The sequence below is a fragment of the Janthinobacterium sp. DSP2-3-3 genome, assembly GCF_049897325.1.
Lineage (GTDB): Bacteria > Pseudomonadota > Gammaproteobacteria > Burkholderiales > Burkholderiaceae_D > Janthinobacterium.
Genome location: NZ_JAFCWA010000001.1, coordinates 823,333 through 839,039, shown reverse-complemented (window position 1 = coordinate 839,039; position 15,707 = coordinate 823,333). Strand labels below are relative to the sequence as shown.

The 15,707-nt window shown below is 61.8% G+C and carries 18 protein-coding genes and 1 pseudogene; 9 read left to right on the top strand and 10 right to left on the bottom strand.

The genetic code is table 11. From position 1 onward, the window contains the following. Nucleotides 1-29: 29 nt before the first annotated feature. A complete protein-coding gene (locus tag ACP7DE_RS04010) occupies nt 30-296 on the top strand; it encodes a hypothetical protein (protein WP_426070835.1) in 267 nt (88 codons plus the stop codon). A 19-nt stretch (nt 297-315) separates the two neighbouring features. On the opposite strand, the gene ACP7DE_RS04005 is transcribed toward ACP7DE_RS04010, so the two are convergent. The 3 genes and pseudogenes from ACP7DE_RS04005 to ACP7DE_RS03995 all read right to left on the bottom strand — a co-directional run bounded on the left by ACP7DE_RS04005 (nt 316) and on the right by ACP7DE_RS03995 (nt 1,306). Then, nucleotides 316-474, bottom strand: coding sequence for a DUF2239 family protein (locus ACP7DE_RS04005; protein ID WP_426070834.1), 159 nt, complete (start codon nt 472-474; stop codon nt 316-318). Between the two features lie 86 nt (nt 475-560). Next, nucleotides 561-632: pseudogene (locus ACP7DE_RS04000) on the bottom strand (DUF2239 family protein); the annotation flags it as partial. A gap of 176 nt (nt 633-808) precedes the next feature. Further along, complete coding sequence (locus tag ACP7DE_RS03995; protein ID WP_426070833.1) at nt 809-1,306, bottom strand: pyridoxamine 5'-phosphate oxidase family protein; 498 nt, start codon at nt 1,304-1,306, stop codon at nt 809-811. Nucleotides 1,307-1,569: 263 nt separating this feature from the next. Between ACP7DE_RS03995 and ACP7DE_RS03990 the strand changes: the two genes are divergently transcribed. From ACP7DE_RS03990 to ACP7DE_RS03965, 6 genes are all read left to right on the top strand, one after another. Then, the gene (locus ACP7DE_RS03990) at nt 1,570-2,223 is read left to right on the top strand and encodes a PepSY-associated TM helix domain-containing protein (protein ID WP_426070832.1); all 654 of its coding nucleotides are present in this window, start codon (nt 1,570-1,572) and stop codon (nt 2,221-2,223) included. Nucleotides 2,224-2,255: 32 nt separating this feature from the next. Then, the gene (locus ACP7DE_RS03985) at nt 2,256-2,771 is read left to right on the top strand and encodes a DUF2271 domain-containing protein (RefSeq protein WP_099403641.1); all 516 of its coding nucleotides are present in this window, start codon (nt 2,256-2,258) and stop codon (nt 2,769-2,771) included. 12 nt (nt 2,772-2,783) lie between these two features. Beyond that, entirely contained in the window at nt 2,784-3,608 is an 825-nt protein-coding gene (locus ACP7DE_RS03980; RefSeq protein ID WP_426070831.1) for a DUF4198 domain-containing protein, read from the top strand. A 26-nt stretch (nt 3,609-3,634) separates the two neighbouring features. Further along, nucleotides 3,635-4,675: an FAD:protein FMN transferase gene (locus ACP7DE_RS03975; RefSeq protein WP_426070830.1), complete on the top strand. Its 1,041-nt coding sequence runs from the start codon at nt 3,635-3,637 to the stop codon at nt 4,673-4,675. Nucleotides 4,676-4,687: 12 nt separating this feature from the next. Then, on the top strand, nt 4,688-6,061 hold the full coding sequence (locus tag ACP7DE_RS03970; RefSeq protein ID WP_426070829.1) for a sulfite reductase subunit alpha: 1,374 nt from the start codon (nt 4,688-4,690) through the stop codon (nt 6,059-6,061). 70 nt (nt 6,062-6,131) lie between these two features. Then, on the top strand, nt 6,132-6,683 hold the full coding sequence (locus ACP7DE_RS03965; protein WP_426070828.1) for a glutathione peroxidase: 552 nt from the start codon (nt 6,132-6,134) through the stop codon (nt 6,681-6,683). A gap of 20 nt (nt 6,684-6,703) precedes the next feature. On the opposite strand, the gene ACP7DE_RS03960 is transcribed toward ACP7DE_RS03965, so the two are convergent. The 6 genes from ACP7DE_RS03960 to ACP7DE_RS03935 form a co-directional block, all read right to left on the bottom strand. Continuing rightward, nucleotides 6,704-7,930 (bottom strand): DUF2325 domain-containing protein, encoded by a 1,227-nt coding sequence (locus ACP7DE_RS03960; protein ID WP_426070827.1) that lies wholly within the window; start codon nt 7,928-7,930, stop codon nt 6,704-6,706. 40 nt (nt 7,931-7,970) lie between these two features. Further along, nucleotides 7,971-8,297, bottom strand: a complete 327-nt coding sequence (locus tag ACP7DE_RS03955; protein WP_426070826.1) for a hypothetical protein — start codon at nt 8,295-8,297, stop codon at nt 7,971-7,973. Nucleotides 8,298-8,382: 85 nt separating this feature from the next. Next, a complete protein-coding gene (hemP, locus tag ACP7DE_RS03950; protein WP_102298110.1) occupies nt 8,383-8,580 on the bottom strand; it encodes a hemin uptake protein HemP in 198 nt (65 codons plus the stop codon). A 278-nt stretch (nt 8,581-8,858) separates the two neighbouring features. After that, nucleotides 8,859-9,665 (bottom strand): Crp/Fnr family transcriptional regulator, encoded by an 807-nt coding sequence (locus tag ACP7DE_RS03945; protein ID WP_092797003.1) that lies wholly within the window; start codon nt 9,663-9,665, stop codon nt 8,859-8,861. A gap of 326 nt (nt 9,666-9,991) precedes the next feature. After that, on the bottom strand, nt 9,992-10,636 hold the full coding sequence (locus tag ACP7DE_RS03940; protein ID WP_034750556.1) for a response regulator: 645 nt from the start codon (nt 10,634-10,636) through the stop codon (nt 9,992-9,994). 159 nt (nt 10,637-10,795) lie between these two features. Then, complete coding sequence (locus tag ACP7DE_RS03935) at nt 10,796-11,263, bottom strand: universal stress protein (RefSeq protein WP_426070825.1); 468 nt, start codon at nt 11,261-11,263, stop codon at nt 10,796-10,798. A 467-nt stretch (nt 11,264-11,730) separates the two neighbouring features. Here ACP7DE_RS03935 and ACP7DE_RS03930 point away from each other — a divergent pair, with 467 nt between their 5' ends. Further along, the gene (locus ACP7DE_RS03930; protein ID WP_426070824.1) at nt 11,731-12,588 is read left to right on the top strand and encodes a protein phosphatase CheZ; all 858 of its coding nucleotides are present in this window, start codon (nt 11,731-11,733) and stop codon (nt 12,586-12,588) included. Continuing rightward, complete coding sequence (locus tag ACP7DE_RS03925) at nt 12,588-14,468, top strand: chemotaxis protein CheA (protein WP_426070823.1); 1,881 nt, start codon at nt 12,588-12,590, stop codon at nt 14,466-14,468. The genes ACP7DE_RS03930 and ACP7DE_RS03925 overlap by 1 nt, the downstream gene beginning before the upstream one ends. An 88-nt stretch (nt 14,469-14,556) precedes the next feature. On the opposite strand, the gene ACP7DE_RS03920 is transcribed toward ACP7DE_RS03925, so the two are convergent. Beyond that, nucleotides 14,557-15,678 carry a S41 family peptidase gene (locus ACP7DE_RS03920; RefSeq protein ID WP_426070822.1) on the bottom strand — a complete coding sequence of 374 codons (1,122 nt, stop codon included), beginning with the start codon at nt 15,676-15,678 and terminating at the stop codon, nt 14,557-14,559. Nucleotides 15,679-15,707: the final 29 nt, after the last annotated feature.

Genomic DNA, 15,707 nt, shown 5'->3' with positions numbered 1-15,707 from the left:
ATTAAATCGCACGCACGACCAGGGAGAAGATGATGGGCAACTCCACTACGCCGCAGTCCGGCAAGAGCCAGGGCGGCACGCCGTCCACGGCAGGCAGCAAGCAAAGCACCGCCGAGTCGGCCGAGAGCTTTGTGCTGGTCGATAGCGAGCAAGGACTCGATATAGGCGACGATCTGTTTTCCATTGGCGAAGTGCGGCGCGCTGACCGTTTGCCACATCATCAGTCCGGTTCCGCCGGGCAGAGCCGGCAGAGCGCCGACAATGCCCCCGACACCACGGGCAGCACGGGGGTCTGACCGGGTCGCCTAGCTTTCTTCAGGCTCTGACCATCCCCCGCTGAGCCAGTTGCAAGACGTGTTCGCGCACGTCAGCTGGCCATTCCTGCACGCTCGCCAGGAACGCAGGCTGCTTGCCGGCGAATAGAGCGCGGCTGGCTTCCTTGAAGCCGGGCGCATCGCCCGCCAACGCGTACATGACTTTATAGGCCGCTTCGCTCGCCTAGCGCTGCTGGGCACGCCTGCGCGTGGCAAGCGCTGCAACATGTCGGCCAGGCTGCCGTGCAAGTTCAGGTCCACTTGGCTACCGTTCCTGTCGTCGAAAATCAGGATTTGTGCCCCGGGATCGCGCGTCACCCATTCCTTCAGTGTTTGGCCACCGCCTGCAATGTGCCAGCGGCAACTTTGTGTGGGCCTGCAGAGGCGGTGATACGGGTGCGTGCGTGTCTTGCCTTCAATGAGTGCCTATGCACGTAATTTTACCCGGGTCAAATTGAAAATCAATAACACCCGGGTAAATAATGGCAGCACTGCTACAGGTCGACGCGGCCGTGTTCACCCAGGTTTTTCGGCGGCTCGCCCGTGATGGCGGCCTTGGCCATTTCATAGAATTGCATCATCTTGCTGGCACTGCTGTCCCAATACTCGGCCGACTGGATCGTTACCTTGATCAGCGACAGCTTCGGATCGTCGAGCCCGCCCGGGAACCATGCTTTCATCAGCGGATTCCACAGCTCTTCCGCCTTGGCCCGGTCCTTCAGCAACTGCGCATGGCCGCAGACGGACACATACAGGCTATCGCCCGTGTCGACAAAGCTGACATTGACTTGCGGATTGTTCAGCAAATCGCGCGTGTAGGCGGCCTCGTCCGAGACAAAAAACCAGATTTGCCCCGCGTTGTCGACTTGCTGCTGCGTCAGGGGCCGGCTGGTGAGCGTGCGCATGTCGTCGCTGGTGGTCAGCATGCCAAATTTGACGTCCTTGATCTTGGCCGCGATACTGGCCAGTTGTTCGCTGGAATACGATTGCATTGGGGTGCTCCCTTGATGGTTGTCCTGAACAACAGCATAGGCGGGTGCTGCACGCGGCTCTGTACGGCAGCTTACGCAGTGGCGTAACTTTGTTTCAAAGCTGTTACAAAACGCCGGCCTGGCGGGACGCCCATGTATTGACTTAATAAATGATAATCATTATCATTTGTTTGAAGCGATAAGCATGAACTTTGATTGAAGGATGGGAATGAAGCACACTGACTTGTCGCGCCACCTGGCTCACTCCTTGCCGGGAGCCCTCAATGGGTAATGCGGGCGCCGCAGACAAGGCCAAGAACAATGCCGGTCGCGCCGTCTGGCTGAAGAATTTGCATCAATGGCACTGGATCAGCTCGGCACTTTGTTTGCTGGGCATGTTTTTGTTCGCCATCACCGGCATTACGCTGAATCACGCCAGCCAGATCGAAGCCAAGCCATCGATCACGCGCCAGAAGGCGCTGCTGCCGGCTCCTTTGGTCACCGAACTGGCCGCGTATGCGGCCCAGCATGATGGCGCAAACGCGCCCATGCCGGCCGCCGCCGAGACCTGGCTCAAGCAGCAATGGTCGCTCAATGCGGGCGGGCGTCCCGCCGAATGGAGCGTCGATGAAGTGTATTTGCCGCTGCCCAAGGCGGGTGGCGACGCCTGGGTGCGCATCGGCCTGGAAGACGGCGCCGCCGAATATGAATTGACGGACCGGGGCTGGGTGTCCTGGCTCAACGATGTGCACAAGGGCCGCAACACGGGTGTGGCCTGGAACTGGTTCATCGATATTTTTGCCGGCGCCTGCATCGTGTTTTGCCTGACGGGTTTATTGATTTTGAAGTTCCACGCGGCCAACCGGCCATTTACCTGGCCGATGGTTGGCCTCGGTATCTTGATACCCTGCGCGATCGCATTGCTGTTTATCCATTGATCGTTTTTACTATTCTTTTTTACAGGCACACCATGAAATTACGCTACTCCCTGGCGCTTGGCCTTCCCCTGATCGGCACTTCGGCGATGGCGGCCGACCTGGCCCTCAAGCTTGAAATCCCGCAATTGAATGTGGCGGAATATCATCGTCCCTACGTGGCGGCGTGGCTGGAAACGGCGGATCAAAAGGTCGTCGGCAACCTGACGGTGCTGTATGACGTGAAAAAGAAGGACAAGGCAGGCGAGAAGTGGCTGAAGGACATGCGTCAATGGTGGCGCAAGAGTGGCCGCGACCTGGCCATGCCGGTTGACGGCGTTAGCGGCGCCACGCGTGCGCCGGGCGAACATACCCTGACTTTCCCCGGCGCCAAGGCCTTGCTCGACAAGCTGCCGGCCGGCGAATACCAGGTGGTGGTGGAAGCGGCGCGCGAAGCGGGCGGACGCGAACTGGTGCGCGTACCGTTCCAGTGGCCGTTGAAATCGGCCCAGTCCGTTCCTGCCAAAGGCAAGGAAGAACTCGGCAATGTCGTCGTCCAACTCAAACCTTAAGGCGCCTCTACCATGTTGAAGCAACTCAATAAACCGCTGATCGCCCTGGCCCTGGCCGGCCTGGCCATGAACGCCCACGCCCACCGCGGCTGGATGGTGCCATCGAGCACGATGGTGGAAAGCAAGGACGCCTGGGTGACGGTGGACGCCGCCGTCTCCGACGGCCTGTTCGAAATCGACCACCAGCCGCTGCGCCTGGACGCGCTGCAAGTCATCGGCCCGGATGGCGCGAAAGTGGCGCCGGCGAATACCGTCACGGGCCGCCTGCGCAGCGTCTTCGATGTGAAAATGGAAAAGCCGGGCACGTATAAAGCGGCCATCGTGTCGCAAAACGTCATGGCCAGCTACAAGCAAAATGGCGAGCAGAAACGTTTCCGCGGCAACGAGGAAACCTTCAAGAAAGATATGCCGGCCGATGTGCAAGATGTGAAAGTCACGCGCACGGCCAGCCGCCTGGAAACCTTCTTCAGCAATGGCGAGACCAGCACGGAAGTGTTCAAGCCGACCGGCGTGGGCCTGGAATTCGTGCCAGTGACGCATCCGAACGACTTGCGCGCGGGCGAGAAAGCCACGTGGCGCTTCCTGGTCGATGGCAAGCCGGCAGCCAACCAGGCTTTCAGCCTGGTGCCAGGCGGCGTGCGCTACCGTGGCGTGCTGGGCGAAATCCGCCAGAGCACCGATGCCAAGGGCGAGATCACGTTTACGGTGCCGGCGGCCGGCATGTATTACCTGAGCAGCACCTGGCCGGCGGCCGCACCGGCCGTGGCCGGTCAGCCGCCAGCCATGCCGGAGCGCCGCATGACATACGCGGCCACCGTGGAAGTGCTGCCGCAGTAAGCGGCGGCCTCTTCACGAGCTCGCCGATGCGCCGGGTCTTGCTGCCGCAGCATATTTCCGATGAGGTCGCGCCGCCCGGCGCCGCGATCCGGGACTTGCGCGGCTTGGCTATGGGCACCAGCTGGTCGGTGCGCCTGCTGGAGTCCGCCATGCCGGGACGCGCGGGCAGCGCCGACCTGCAGCAAGGCTTGCAGCAGCAGCTGGACCTTGTCGTGGCGCAAATGAGTCACTGGAGCGACGAGTCCGACCTGGGCCGCTTCAATCTGGCCGAGCCCGGTAGCTGGCACAGCCTGCCCGCCGCCTTTTGCGAGGTGCTGGGCTTTGCCATGCACGTATCGCAGGCGTCCGGTGGCGCGTATGACCCGTGCGCGGGTGCGCTCGTCAACCTATGGGGCTTCGGTCCCCGCCATCGCTACGATGAGCCCGGCTTCCTGCCGCCGAAAGGTGACACGGTGGCGCTGCTGCTGTCGCAGCGCCAGCGCCGCCGCTTGGAGCTGGACTTGCCGGCTCGCCGCGCGCGCCAGCCGGGCGGCTTGCAACTCGATTTGTCGGCCGTGGCCAAGGGCTATGGCGTGGACCGCCTGGCCCGCTACCTGGACAGCCAGGGCATCCATCATTACCTGGTCGAAGTGGGCGGCGAACTGCGCGGCGCTGGCAGCAAGCCCGACGGCCAGCCGTGGTGGGTCATGCTGGAACAGGTTGATGGCGCCGCCGATAGTGCCGATAATGCACAGCATCCGCCGGAAATGCTGCTGGCGCTGCACGGCTTGTCCGTGGCGACTTCGGGCGATTACCGACGTTTCTTTCAGGATGGCACCGTTCGTTTTTCACACACCATTGATCCGCGCAGCGGCATGCCGATCGCCAATCAACTCGCTTCCGTTACCGTCGTGCACGCCGAATGCATGGCGGCCGACGCCTGGTCGACGGCCCTGACCGTGCTGGGCGTGGATGCCGGCATGGCCTTGGCCGAAGAGCAGGGTCTGGCCGCACGCTTCCTGCAGCGCGACGGCCATGGCTACCATGAAACGCTGAGCAGCCACATGCTGGCCATGCTCGACGAATGAACTATTAATTCCATGATTTTTACGCACGATACGACACGGCTGGCCTTGCTGGCCGCCCTGTCCCTCAGTTACGCGGGCGTGTGCCTGGCACCTTGGCTGCGCGCGCGCGCCAAGCGCCGCGCGTCCGACGCCGCCAAGGCGGCGCTGGCCGATAGTCCCGCCTGGCTGGTGGCGTATGCGAGCCAGACGGGCAATGCCGAGGAACTGGCCACGCAAACGGCACAGAGCCTGCAACTGGCCGGCATCCCTGTGCGCCTGTGCGCGCTGGCCGAAGTCACGGCCATTGATCTGCAACAAGCCGAACGGGCCCTGTTTTTGGTCAGCACGTATGGCGAAGGCGATGCGCCCGACAATGCGGCCGCCTTCATGGGCCGATTCATGACGCGCGTGACGGGTGAGCTGGTGCTGCCGCAATTGCATTACGCCGTGCTGGCCCTGGGCGACCGCAGCTACACTCACTTCTGCGGCTTCGGCCGCGCGCTCGATGCCTGGCTGGCGGCGCAGGGCGCCTCGCGCCTGTTTGAACGTATCGAGGTCGACCGCAGCGCCAGCGCCGCCATCGAGCAATGGTTCCAGCGCCTGAGCCACCTGGCCGGCACCAGCGACGCACCGGACTGGAGCGCCCCCGCCTTCGGCGACTGGCGCCTGACGCACAGGCGCTTGCTCAATCCGGACAGCGCCGGTGGCGCCATCTTTCATGTGGAGCTGGCGCCCGTGGTCGGCAGCCTGCCTGACTGGCAGTCGGGCGACCTGGTGCAAGTGGCCGTGCCGGCGGATTGCGCCCAGCCGCGCGAATATTCGATCGCCTCGATCCCGCGCGATGGCGGCGTGCACTTGCTGGTGCGCCAGCATGCGCATCCCGATGGTAGCCTGGGACTGGCCTCGGGTTGGCTGACGGCGCAGGCGTCTGTGGGCGACGTAGTGCAACTGCGCTTGCGCCAGCACAAACGCTTCCGCCTGGAAGACAATGCCCAACGGCCATTAATTCTGATTGGCAACGGCAGCGGCATCGCTGGTTTGCGCGGCCACCTGAAAAGCCGTGTGCTGGCCGGTCTGCGGCGCAACTGGCTGATCTTTGGCGAGCGTAACGCGGCCCACGATTTTCATTATCGCGAAGAAATTGAACACTGGCACGCCAGCGGTGACCTGCCGCGCCTGGACTTGGCGTTTTCGCGCGACCAGGCGGAGCGGATCTACGTGCAGGACCGCCTGCGCGGCAATGCAGACGAAGTCAAACTGTGGCTGGAGCAGGGCGCCGCCATCTATATCTGCGGTAGCCTGGCCGGCATGGCGGGCGGCGTCGACCAGGCCCTGCAAGAGATGCTGGGCCGGCCCGCGCTCGATGCGCTGGCGGCAGAAGGGCGCTACCGGCGCGACGTGTACTGAGTTTCTTGACGGCGCCAGCGCGTTCGCGCGCACACAGCTATGATGATTGTTTTATCCAAGGAGACCCATCATGAGCGACAGCATTTACGACATTCCCTTGCGCCGCATCAATGGCGAGCTTACCAGCCTGGACGCGTATCGCGGCAAGGTGGTGCTGGTGGTCAATGTCGCCTCCGCCTGCGGCTTGACGCCGCAGTATGAAGGATTGGAAAAACTCTACGCCGACAAGCAGGCCGAGGGCCTGGTGGTGGCCGGTTTCCCCGCGAATGAATTCGGCGCGCAGGAGCCGGGCAGCAATGCCGAGATCGCGGACTTTTGCCGCGGCACCTTTGGCGTGCAATTTCCCCTGTTTGAAAAAATCGTCGTCAAGGGTCCGGGCCAGCATCCGCTGTACCAACGCCTGGTGCAGGAACAGCCGCAAGCGCAGGAAAAGCCGGGCAGCGATTTCCGCGCCAAGCTGGCCGGCTACGGCATCACGCAGGAGCAGCCCAGCGATGTGCTGTGGAATTTCGAGAAGTTTTTGATCAGCAAGGATGGCAAGGTGGTGGGGCGTTTCGCGCCCGACACCACGGTCGACGATGCGATTTTGCGCGAGGCCATCGACCGCGAGCTGGTGGCATAAGCCCACCGCCCTGTGCCGTATTACTCTGCCGTGCTCAGCACGGCAGGTTCCATTTCCCCACTGACTTGCTGCAAGCCACGCGCCAGGCTGGAGATGCTGGGGTTGTCGATGAAGACGCAACGCTTGCCCGTGCGCTTGCAATAATCTTTTACGCGCCAGTAGGCGCTGTGGCTGATGCAGCCCGTCTGGCAAATCACCAGGTCGGCCGCTGCCAGGCTCGAATCGAGCAGGTTGGCATTATCTTCCAGGCCGCCGTCGTGGTGGGCGAACTGCGCGCCGACCCGCTCGATCAAGGCGCGGTAGGTGGCGACATTGCCGCTGCGCCCGCCCACGCACAAGACGCTTTGATCGACCAGGCGGATCGGCATTTTCAGCTTGCCGCCCGTCGACACTTCCAGCTTCGGCGCCGGTGGCGGCACGGCGGCGGTCGGACGTGGCTGGGCCTGCTTCAATTCCGTGATTTGCTGGCGCAATTCCTTTTCGCGCTCATCCATTTGCGCCAGGCGCTCGACCAGGCGCGTGCGCGATTCCAGCGCCGGGATGGCGGCCTGCAGCTGCGCCAGATCAAAGCGCAAGCCATCGATCACGCTATCCTTGCCGATAGCTTCGGCTCGCGTGCGCAGCAGCACCGCTTCCTGGCGTTCCAGCTCGCCCGTTTTTTCCATCAGCATGGCCTGGCTGCGCTGTTGCAGCTTGGCCAGTTCGTGCGTCAGGCGCGCATTGTCTTCCTGCAAGGCCGTAAATTTGCCCATGTCGGCGCGCACGCAGGCGCCGGCCTGGTGCTGGATCATGTGCAAGTCGCGGCACATCTGCTCTTCCAGTTCGGCATCGCAGCGCGGATGCGTCAGGCCGGCCCAGAAGGCGCCCGACACGTCGCCGTTGGCGACGGCCGTGCGCCACAGCTCGGCCACTTGTTCGGTGGTCTTGGCGCCGCGAAAGCGCAGGATCACGGGGGCGTAGCGGCGTTCGAGTTCCTTTTGCAGGGCTTCGGACAGGCGGTTGCGCGCACCGCATTCCGTCACGGCGCCCACGTGCACTTCGTAGTCGTCGGCCAGCACGCGCCCGCCCGTCATCTTGCCCACCAGCTTGCGCAGGTAGCCCAGCGGCAAGCCCACGCCGACCAGCGGGCAATGGCAAGTATGCGACAGTTCCCACAGTCGGCGGCGGCGCGAAGCGAGCGCGGCTGTTTCGCCCTCGCCGCTGGAACAATTGCTGATGACGGGCAGGGACTTGTCTTTGTCACACATGGCGATATCCTGTTAGGCGATGGGAGGTGTTGAAGAGAAATTATTGCGGCAGGGGTGAAACAGGGCGTTTGGCGCTCAGCAGGCGTGCCAAGCGCTCAAACAAGGTGGTCTTGGGCGGCGCAGGGCAGTGCAGCGCCACCAGGGCGGCCCATTGCTGCGACAACTGCTGGCAGGTCGCTTGCAGCACGGGCCCCAGGCCGGGCGAATTGGACAACACTTGCAGGTGGCGTTCGATGACACCCGCCAGTTTCTCGCAGGGACTGCCCGCATGGTAGTGCGACATCAGGTGCAGCACGGCCGACAGCAGCAATTCAGGCTGTTGGCCCTGCGGGGACGGAAACATCGGGGAAGGTCGGTCGTTCGCCATCAAACACTCCTGTGCGGTGGTTTAGCTGGCTGCGCGCACGGAGCGCGACTGGCTGGCGAGTGTGGTGACTGGCTGCCGTGCTGCTTCAGGCAGTCAGGATCAGCTTGTTCAATTGGGTGACGCGCAGGCGATAGATTTTGCCGCTGTGCTCAATTTCCACTTCGCGGCCCTGCTGCAGTAGCGCTTCGCTGGTGATGCGGCGCGCCGGTTGCGCCATGCTGACGGGAGGACGGACGTGGGCGCTAGCGGCATCCTGGATCAAGGCTGGTTTTGAGCTTTGCATGTTGGGCTTTCTTTATCTCAGTTGAGAATGATTCGTATTTGCATTATTGTTGAATGTGGCCCAAAAAGCAAGGCCTATTTGTGCGGAATTTGCGCTTTTTTACGGCGGCACGGCACCTTGGGCGAGGGCGGTGCGCCGGGTGCTGCGCAAAGGCGGCCGCAAGCGCGGCGCGGAAGGGGAGCGGCAGCAAAAAAGACCCGGCAAGGCGGTGCGCGCCTTGGCCGGGTCAAGCCTGTGCCAAGCTTGAAGGAAATCTTTTTGGGGCGTTATTTGGGGCGTTAAATGGTGGCCAGCAATTGCGCCGAGGCGGTGGCTGCGGCGGCGGTGTCGGCCTTGAGCTTGGCGGCGGCCAGCTGCTTGGCGCGCGAACGCGAGGGCGGCAGACGGCGCAGGGTTTTCAGGGCGTCCGGATCCTTGATGCCGATGGTGCGCTGGTCGACCGTGATCAGGCCGATTTCATTGAAGGCGGACAGGGTACGGCTGACCGTTTCCAGCGTCAGGCCCAGGTAGCTGCCAATTTCATGGCGCGTCATGCGCAGGTTGAACAGCTTGCTCGAGTAGCCCATCTGCGCGAAGCGGTCGGCCAGCGAGACGAGGAAACGCGCCACGCGGGCTTCGGCGCTGAGGGCCCCCAGCATGCCGATCATCGCCTGTTCGCGCACCAGTTCGCGGCTCATCACGCCGTACATGACATTTTCCAGCTCCAGGTGCACGCGGCCCAGTGCCGTCAGCTTCTTGAACGGCAGCAGGATCAGGTCGCAGTCGGACAGGGCCACCGCTTCCGAGGAGTAATGGCGCGAGTGGATGCCATCGACGCCCAGCATGTCGCCCTTCATGGGAAAGCTGAGTACCTGCTCATTGCCGAATTCGTCGATGAGCACGGTTTTCAGGAAGCCCGAATTGACGATGTACAAGGTGTCGAACGGCTGGCCGATGGTGTGCACGCGCTGGCCCGTCTTGAATTGCACGTGCTGGAACAGCAGTTCGTCGGCGGCAATGGTGCAGGCGCTGGAGATATGCAGCAGGTCGCACACCTCCTTCAGGTTCGACCAGAGCCGACCCTGGCGCTGACGCCCCGCTTCCATCGGAGAGGAGGGGGCCAGCGATGGAGAGGCAGCGCGGGTTTCAGGCGTTTGCGTGGACAGCATGTTCATCTCCTGGTGACAGGTAGTTCAGAGTTGAATGACAAGGTGCGCAGGACGGCGGGCGGGCAAGGGTCGGCGGCGCGCGTCCAGGCTGGTAATGCTCAATTCGCTGAAGACTTGCTGTGTGATGAAATAACTTCCCAGCAACTTGATTACTGGTTTCAGTATGCCAACAACCGTATGCAATTCATATCAGCAGTGGCTGAATATGACAGTAGGAGCTGTGGCAATTGATGTAGGATTGTTCCTACGCGCTGGCGCGCCAGTCAGGTCTTGAAGGGGGACAGCAGACGGTGCGCCACGGCATACTGGACCATTTCCGACAACGAACTCATGCCCATCTTTTGCATGATGCGGGTCTTGTGCGTACTCACCGTCTTCACGCTCAGGTGCAGATTGTTGGCGATTTCCGTGATCGACTTGCCCGCCACCAGCAGGGAAAAGACTTCGAACTCGCGGTCCGACAGCTGTTTGTGCAGCAAGCTTTCATTTGGCATCATGATGTTGAGCACAAGCTGCTCTGCCACCTCTGCGCTGATGTAGGGGCGCCCCGACGCCACCTTGTGGATGGCGCCCACCAGCTGGGTGCCCGCGCTTTCCTTGGTCAGATAGCCTTGCGCTCCGGCGCGGATGGCGCGCACCGCATATTGCTCTTCCTCGTGCATGGTGAGGATCAGGATGGCCAGCTTGGGCGCCTCGCTGCGGATTTGCCGGATCAGATCGACGCCGCTGCGGCCCGGCATCGACAGGTCGAGCAGCAACAGGTCGAAGCCGCCCTGGCGTACGTGGTTGAGTACCTCAAAGCCATCGATGGCTTCGCCTACGATGTCGATGTCCGGCGCGCCGTCAAGGATGCGCTTCAATCCTTCTCGCATGATGGTGTGGTCGTCGGCAATCACAATACGTATCATAGGCGCGCAATCTGGAGGCGTGTATTTTTCCCTGGCCGTTTCGTTGCGGCCGGCCGGGTGTTAAGAAACGAGAAACGTTGCTATTTTAACTGAAATGGTCGCAGTTTTGCCTTTTACCCGATATATGGGCTGCGGCGGCCTGCTAGGCCATGTGACCCCTTATTTTGATGGGGGTTCCTTGATCAGCCTATGCACGAGCACCGGTAATTTCGAGTGCGATAACACTTTATTGGTCACGCTGCCAAGCAGCAATTGGCCCCAACCGCTGCGGCCATGCGAGCCCATGAAAATCAGGTCGCATTGCTGCAATTGCGCCACTTCCACAATTTTCAGGGCGGGGCTGTCGGAAAAGGCGGTCAGGCCCGTCGCTTCCAGGCCGTGTTTGGCGGCAGCGTCGAGGATGGGCTGCCAGTGGTCGGCGCCCGCCTTGCGCATGGCGATGCGGTATTCCTCCTCGCTGGGATAGCTTGGGGGAATGATTTCGATATACACCGGGTACTGGTATTCGGGCGCCACGTACACGGCAAGAATGTCGGCTTGCATCTGTTCGGCAAAGGCAACGCCGGCACAGGCCGTCAGGTTGGAGACGGTGGAGCCGTCCGTGGCGATCAGAATTTTCTTATACATGGCAGGTCCTTTGGCAGTGACTCAGCGCGTGCAACGCCCCTTATTGTAGGCGCGGCGGCAGCATGGTATTCATGTAAAGACTTGATAATTATCAATACTATTGCACCTTCAGTATAGACAACATTAGCAGAAAGATCGTGTTTTAGCCGCAACGATATCCTTGGCGTACTGTTGCGCAGGCGCCCGCGAGCAGGATTTCTTGTGCGGCGCGTGGTCTTGCAGGCACGCCAATGGTAGTATTTCAAAATACAACGGTAGGAACACTTATTTCCTGGCGGAAAAGCTCTTATGAGCCAGCTTTACACCAGGAAGCGCGTTTTGAGATTTACCAACAGGGCGGCGCCCTGCTACACTCGCACCATCGCAGCGGTATTGCCTCAAATCATCTTAATCGAGAAATTGTGGGTATCAGTCTGTAAAACGCACAGTTCAGGCGGAATTTTGACAAATTATGGAGAAGCAGGGATATGACCAACGCCGCTGATGATTTTGATGCATTATTCGATGAAGTATCTGCGCAAAGTGCGGCCGCTCCCAAGCCCGCGCCTGCCGCAGCGCCCGCAGCCGTGATCGCGGACGATGATTTTGACGCGCTGTTCGATTCGGTGTCGGCCAGCGCCGCCGTGCCGGCAGCCGTAGCGGAAGCGCCAGTCGCCGCCGTGCCGGAAGCGCCACCTGCGGCTGCCGCAGGCGTGCCTGGCGAAGCGGCCGATCCTGTCGACCAGTCCGACAAGCCGATGTTCGAACGCCTGGGCGGCATCGTGCGCCTGCTGCACGATTCGCTGCGCGAACTGGGCTACGACAAGGCGTTGACGGAAGCGTCGTCGCAGATCGTCGATGCCCAGGACCGCCTGGAATATGTCGCCACCCTGACGGAACAGGCCGCCAACAAGGTCCTGAATACGCTCGACGAAGGCATGCCGGCGCAAGATGTGCTGTCGAAGAAAGCCAAGGACATGGACAGCCGCTGGACGGCGCTGTTCGATGGCAAGCTGAGCCTGGCAGAATTCAAGGCCCTGGCCGGCGATACGCGCCAGTTCGCGCAAGCCGTTGCCGAGGCAACGGAAGCGGAAAAAGCGCGCTTGCTGGAAATCATGATGGCGCAGGACTTCCAGGACATCACGGGCCAGCTGATCAAAAAAGTGGTCAACATCACCAAGACGGTGGAGCACGAGCTTGCCCAGCTGCTGCGCGACAACGCGCCGGCCGAAGTGCGCGAAAAATTGGCGCAAAAGCCGGTGCCGCTGATGCAGGGCCCGTCCGTGCCGTCGGTGGCGCTGGACCAGGATAATGTAGACGACCTTCTTGCGGATTTGGGATTCTAATGGACGATATGCTCAAGGATTTCGTCGTTGAGGCGATGGATCTTGCGGTTAATGTTGAAGAGCACTTATTGCGCCTCGAGCGTGATCCCGACAACAAGGAAACACTGAATGCCGTGTTTCGTTCCTTCCACACCATCAAGGGTGGCGCCGGCTTCATGGGCTTGCCCGCGCTGGTGGCGGCCTGCCATCTGACGGAAAACCTGTTCGACGCTTTGCGCACGGGCGCCGCGCCGGTGACGCCGATCGCCATCGAGGCGGCGCTGCAAGCGTCCGGTTTCGTGGCCGACCAGCTGACGGAACTGGCCAACGGTGCCGCGCCGGAAAGTTTGCCGGCCATGCCGGAAGAGTTGGAACACATCCTGACGAACGCCATCGAAGGCAAGGGTATAGACGCACCTGCACCTGCACCTGCCGCTGCCGTGGTGACGCAAGCCACCGCGCCCGTTGCCGAAGTGGTCGTGGTGGCGCCAGCCGCCGCTGTTTCCACCGCCAGTGCCGATGGCCTGGACTGGGAAGGCATGTATAACGCGGTCGTGCCGGCCGGTAGCCAGGTCGCTGCCGCACCGGCCTCCGCCGTCGCCGCTGCGCCTGCTGTCGTGGCCGCCGCCCCTGCTGCCGTTGCCAAGCCGGCCGCCAAGGCCTGGGATGGTGCGGAACGGCGTGAAGATCGTCCGGAAGTGCGTCATGCCGCTCCCGTCAAGGAAGACAGTATCCGCGTCGACGCCGTCAAGCTCGACGCACTGCTGGAAGTGGCCGGCGAGTCGGTGCAGGCTGCCAACCAGGCTGCCGTGCTGCTCGAACGCTTGCTGCAATTCAAATTTGAAGGTCAGGCCGCCACCCTGATGGCGACCCTGGCGGAAACCCTGGAACGCGCTTCGCGCTACTCGACCGAGCTGCAGCGGGCCACCCTGGCCACGCGCATGCAGCCTGTCGGCCGACTGTTCCAGAAATTCCCGCGCCTGGTGCGCGAACTGGCGAAAGACCTGGGCAAGGATGTCGAGCTGACCATCGAAGGCGCGGAGACAGAAGTCGACCGCGTGGTTGTCGACAGCCTGTACGATCCACTCGTGCACATGCTGCGCAATTCGCTCGACCATGGCGTCGAATCGCCGGAAGCGCGCCTGGCTGCCGGCAAGCCCGCCAAATCGTATATTTCGCTCAAAGCCTGGCAGGAAGCCAACAGTGTCATGATCGTGCTGCAAGATGATGGCAAGGGCATGGACCCGGCCTTCCTGCGCAGCAAGGCCCAGCAAAAAGGCCTGATCAGCGAAAACGCGCAACTGAGCAACGACGAATGCTTCCAGCTGGTGTTCCTGCCGGGCTTCTCGACCAAGGAAGTGGCTTCCAGCGTCTCCGGACGCGGCGTGGGCATGGACGTGGTCAAGACGGCCGTGGAGAAAAACCGCGGTGCCATCCACATCGAGTCGTCGCTGGGCAAGGGCACCAAGTTTGCCATCCGCCTGCCGATCGAGCTTTCCATCGTGCCGACCATGCTCGTGTCGACGTCGGGCGCCGCGCTGGCGCTGCCGATGGCGGTGGTGCAGCGCGTCGTCGAATTGCCGGAAACCTTCATGGAAGTGGGCGGCGCGCCCGTGCTGAAAGACCAGGGCCGTCCATTGCCCGTGCGTTCGCTGGCCGGCGCCCTGGGCTATGAATCGTGCAGCGAGCGCGTGGGCATTGTTGTTGCTGCGCCACAGCCGTACATTCTTGCCGTGGCAGCCGTCGATGGCACGGCCGACCTGGTGATCAAGCCGATGACGGCCATCACCGTGGAAGGCATTACCGGTACTGCCCGCTCGGCTGAAGGCGAGCTGGTGCTGGTAGTCGGTCTGTCGTTCCTGATGGACGGGTGTAGAGGTAGTGTGCGTTTAGCTGCCTGAGTCTGCGCTTGCTCCTATCAAAGCCCGCTGCGTCGATATGCAGCGGGTTTTTTTATTGCTGAATCACACGGTAGATTCACTGCTGCCATTAACGTAAACTACCGCCTTCCAGCCAGCGCTGCACGCGCACGATTTCCTGGGCGCGCTCCGCCTCGTCCTTCGGCGGCGGCAGGTAGATGTCGGGCATGATGCCGCCCAGGTCGACCTGCAGCTGCGGCAAACGGGCCGAGCGCGAGGTGGCGTACATTAACTGGCGTATCCCTGAGGGCAAGGCATGCAGGCGCAAATTCGAGTAATCGAGGGTGCCATTGCTGTTGCGCCCGATCAGTTTGACGTGAAAACTTTGCCGCGCTGCCAGCAGGAATTCTTCGCAGGAGCTCGCGCAATCGCGGTCGACCAGTACCGCCACGCGGGCCGGCTGCATTTTCTTTCTGGGAAAACTTCCATAGCTGACAGGTCCATCGGCTTGTTGCGTCACGAACTGGCCTGATGCGACGCTGCGCATACGGGCGACGGCATGCTCACTGTATGTCGTGCACGAGGTATCACCGGGGGCGAACAGCGCGCAGATATCTTCCTGTCCGGCGATATTGGCAGGCGTGGACAGCCATTCGCCACCCACGCTGACGATCTCGCCTGAGCTGATCCATGGCAGTAGCGGCGCATAAGTGCTATCACTACCACCATTATTGAGCCTGACATCAATGATCCAGTTGGGGCGGGTGGCAAGATCGTGGCGCTTGCTTGTCAGTAAATCAGCGATTGCGTTGCTGTACCGAGGAAAAAAACTGGGTAGTGTCAGTAACGCGGTCCGAGGTGACAGGAGTTGCAGCGATGGCTCTCTTTGATCAGTATTTGCCGTTGCCGTTGCCGTTGGCGTGGAGGGCGGCGCTGGTTTGCTGTGCTTCAATGTCGTGCTGGGCACGATCTGCAGATGGCCTGTGCGCCATTTACTCAGATAATTGGCCAGTACTACATTACAAGCAGATTCATCATTAGTGTTTTCCGCGGCCTCGCTTGCGCTTGCCAGCGCCAGGTCGAAATAGGCCTGGCCCTTTTGCGCCAGGTGGGCGCGTGCGCCCGTATCGTTTTCCAGCAGGAAGGGCCCAATGGCGCGCAAGTCCTGTACGCAGCTTTCTCCTGGCGCGGCGGCGACCGCGTGCGTGTTGGTCAGGGTCAGGGCGGCCAGCGCCCATAAGTGCAGTTTCATTCAGGTCCTCATCGCTTGTAAGCGCGTGC

Excerpts from the sequence above, each read along its gene's own strand:
- ACP7DE_RS04010 (WP_426070835.1), top strand. The coding sequence starts at position 30 with ATGATGGGCAACTCCACTACGCCGCAGTCCGGCAAGAGCCAGGGCGGC.
- ACP7DE_RS04005 (WP_426070834.1), bottom strand. The coding sequence starts at position 474 with ATGTACGCGTTGGCGGGCGATGCGCCCGGCTTCAAGGAAGCCAGCCGC.
- ACP7DE_RS03995 (WP_426070833.1), bottom strand. The coding sequence starts at position 1,306 with ATGCAATCGTATTCCAGCGAACAACTGGCCAGTATCGCGGCCAAGATC.
- ACP7DE_RS03990 (WP_426070832.1), top strand. The coding sequence starts at position 1,570 with ATGGGTAATGCGGGCGCCGCAGACAAGGCCAAGAACAATGCCGGTCGC.
- ACP7DE_RS03985 (WP_099403641.1), top strand. The coding sequence starts at position 2,256 with ATGAAATTACGCTACTCCCTGGCGCTTGGCCTTCCCCTGATCGGCACT.
- ACP7DE_RS03980 (WP_426070831.1), top strand. The coding sequence starts at position 2,784 with ATGTTGAAGCAACTCAATAAACCGCTGATCGCCCTGGCCCTGGCCGGC.
- ACP7DE_RS03975 (WP_426070830.1), top strand. The coding sequence starts at position 3,635 with ATGCGCCGGGTCTTGCTGCCGCAGCATATTTCCGATGAGGTCGCGCCG.
- ACP7DE_RS03970 (WP_426070829.1), top strand. The coding sequence starts at position 4,688 with ATGATTTTTACGCACGATACGACACGGCTGGCCTTGCTGGCCGCCCTG.
- ACP7DE_RS03965 (WP_426070828.1), top strand. The coding sequence starts at position 6,132 with ATGAGCGACAGCATTTACGACATTCCCTTGCGCCGCATCAATGGCGAG.
- ACP7DE_RS03960 (WP_426070827.1), bottom strand. The coding sequence starts at position 7,930 with ATGTGTGACAAAGACAAGTCCCTGCCCGTCATCAGCAATTGTTCCAGC.
- ACP7DE_RS03955 (WP_426070826.1), bottom strand. The coding sequence starts at position 8,297 with ATGGCGAACGACCGACCTTCCCCGATGTTTCCGTCCCCGCAGGGCCAA.
- hemP (WP_102298110.1), bottom strand. The coding sequence starts at position 8,580 with ATGCAAAGCTCAAAACCAGCCTTGATCCAGGATGCCGCTAGCGCCCAC.
- ACP7DE_RS03945 (WP_092797003.1), bottom strand. The coding sequence starts at position 9,665 with ATGGAAGCGGGGCGTCAGCGCCAGGGTCGGCTCTGGTCGAACCTGAAG.
- ACP7DE_RS03940 (WP_034750556.1), bottom strand. The coding sequence starts at position 10,636 with ATGATACGTATTGTGATTGCCGACGACCACACCATCATGCGAGAAGGA.
- ACP7DE_RS03935 (WP_426070825.1), bottom strand. The coding sequence starts at position 11,263 with ATGTATAAGAAAATTCTGATCGCCACGGACGGCTCCACCGTCTCCAAC.
- ACP7DE_RS03930 (WP_426070824.1), top strand. The coding sequence starts at position 11,731 with ATGACCAACGCCGCTGATGATTTTGATGCATTATTCGATGAAGTATCT.
- ACP7DE_RS03925 (WP_426070823.1), top strand. The coding sequence starts at position 12,588 with ATGGACGATATGCTCAAGGATTTCGTCGTTGAGGCGATGGATCTTGCG.
- ACP7DE_RS03920 (WP_426070822.1), bottom strand. The coding sequence starts at position 15,678 with ATGAAACTGCACTTATGGGCGCTGGCCGCCCTGACCCTGACCAACACG.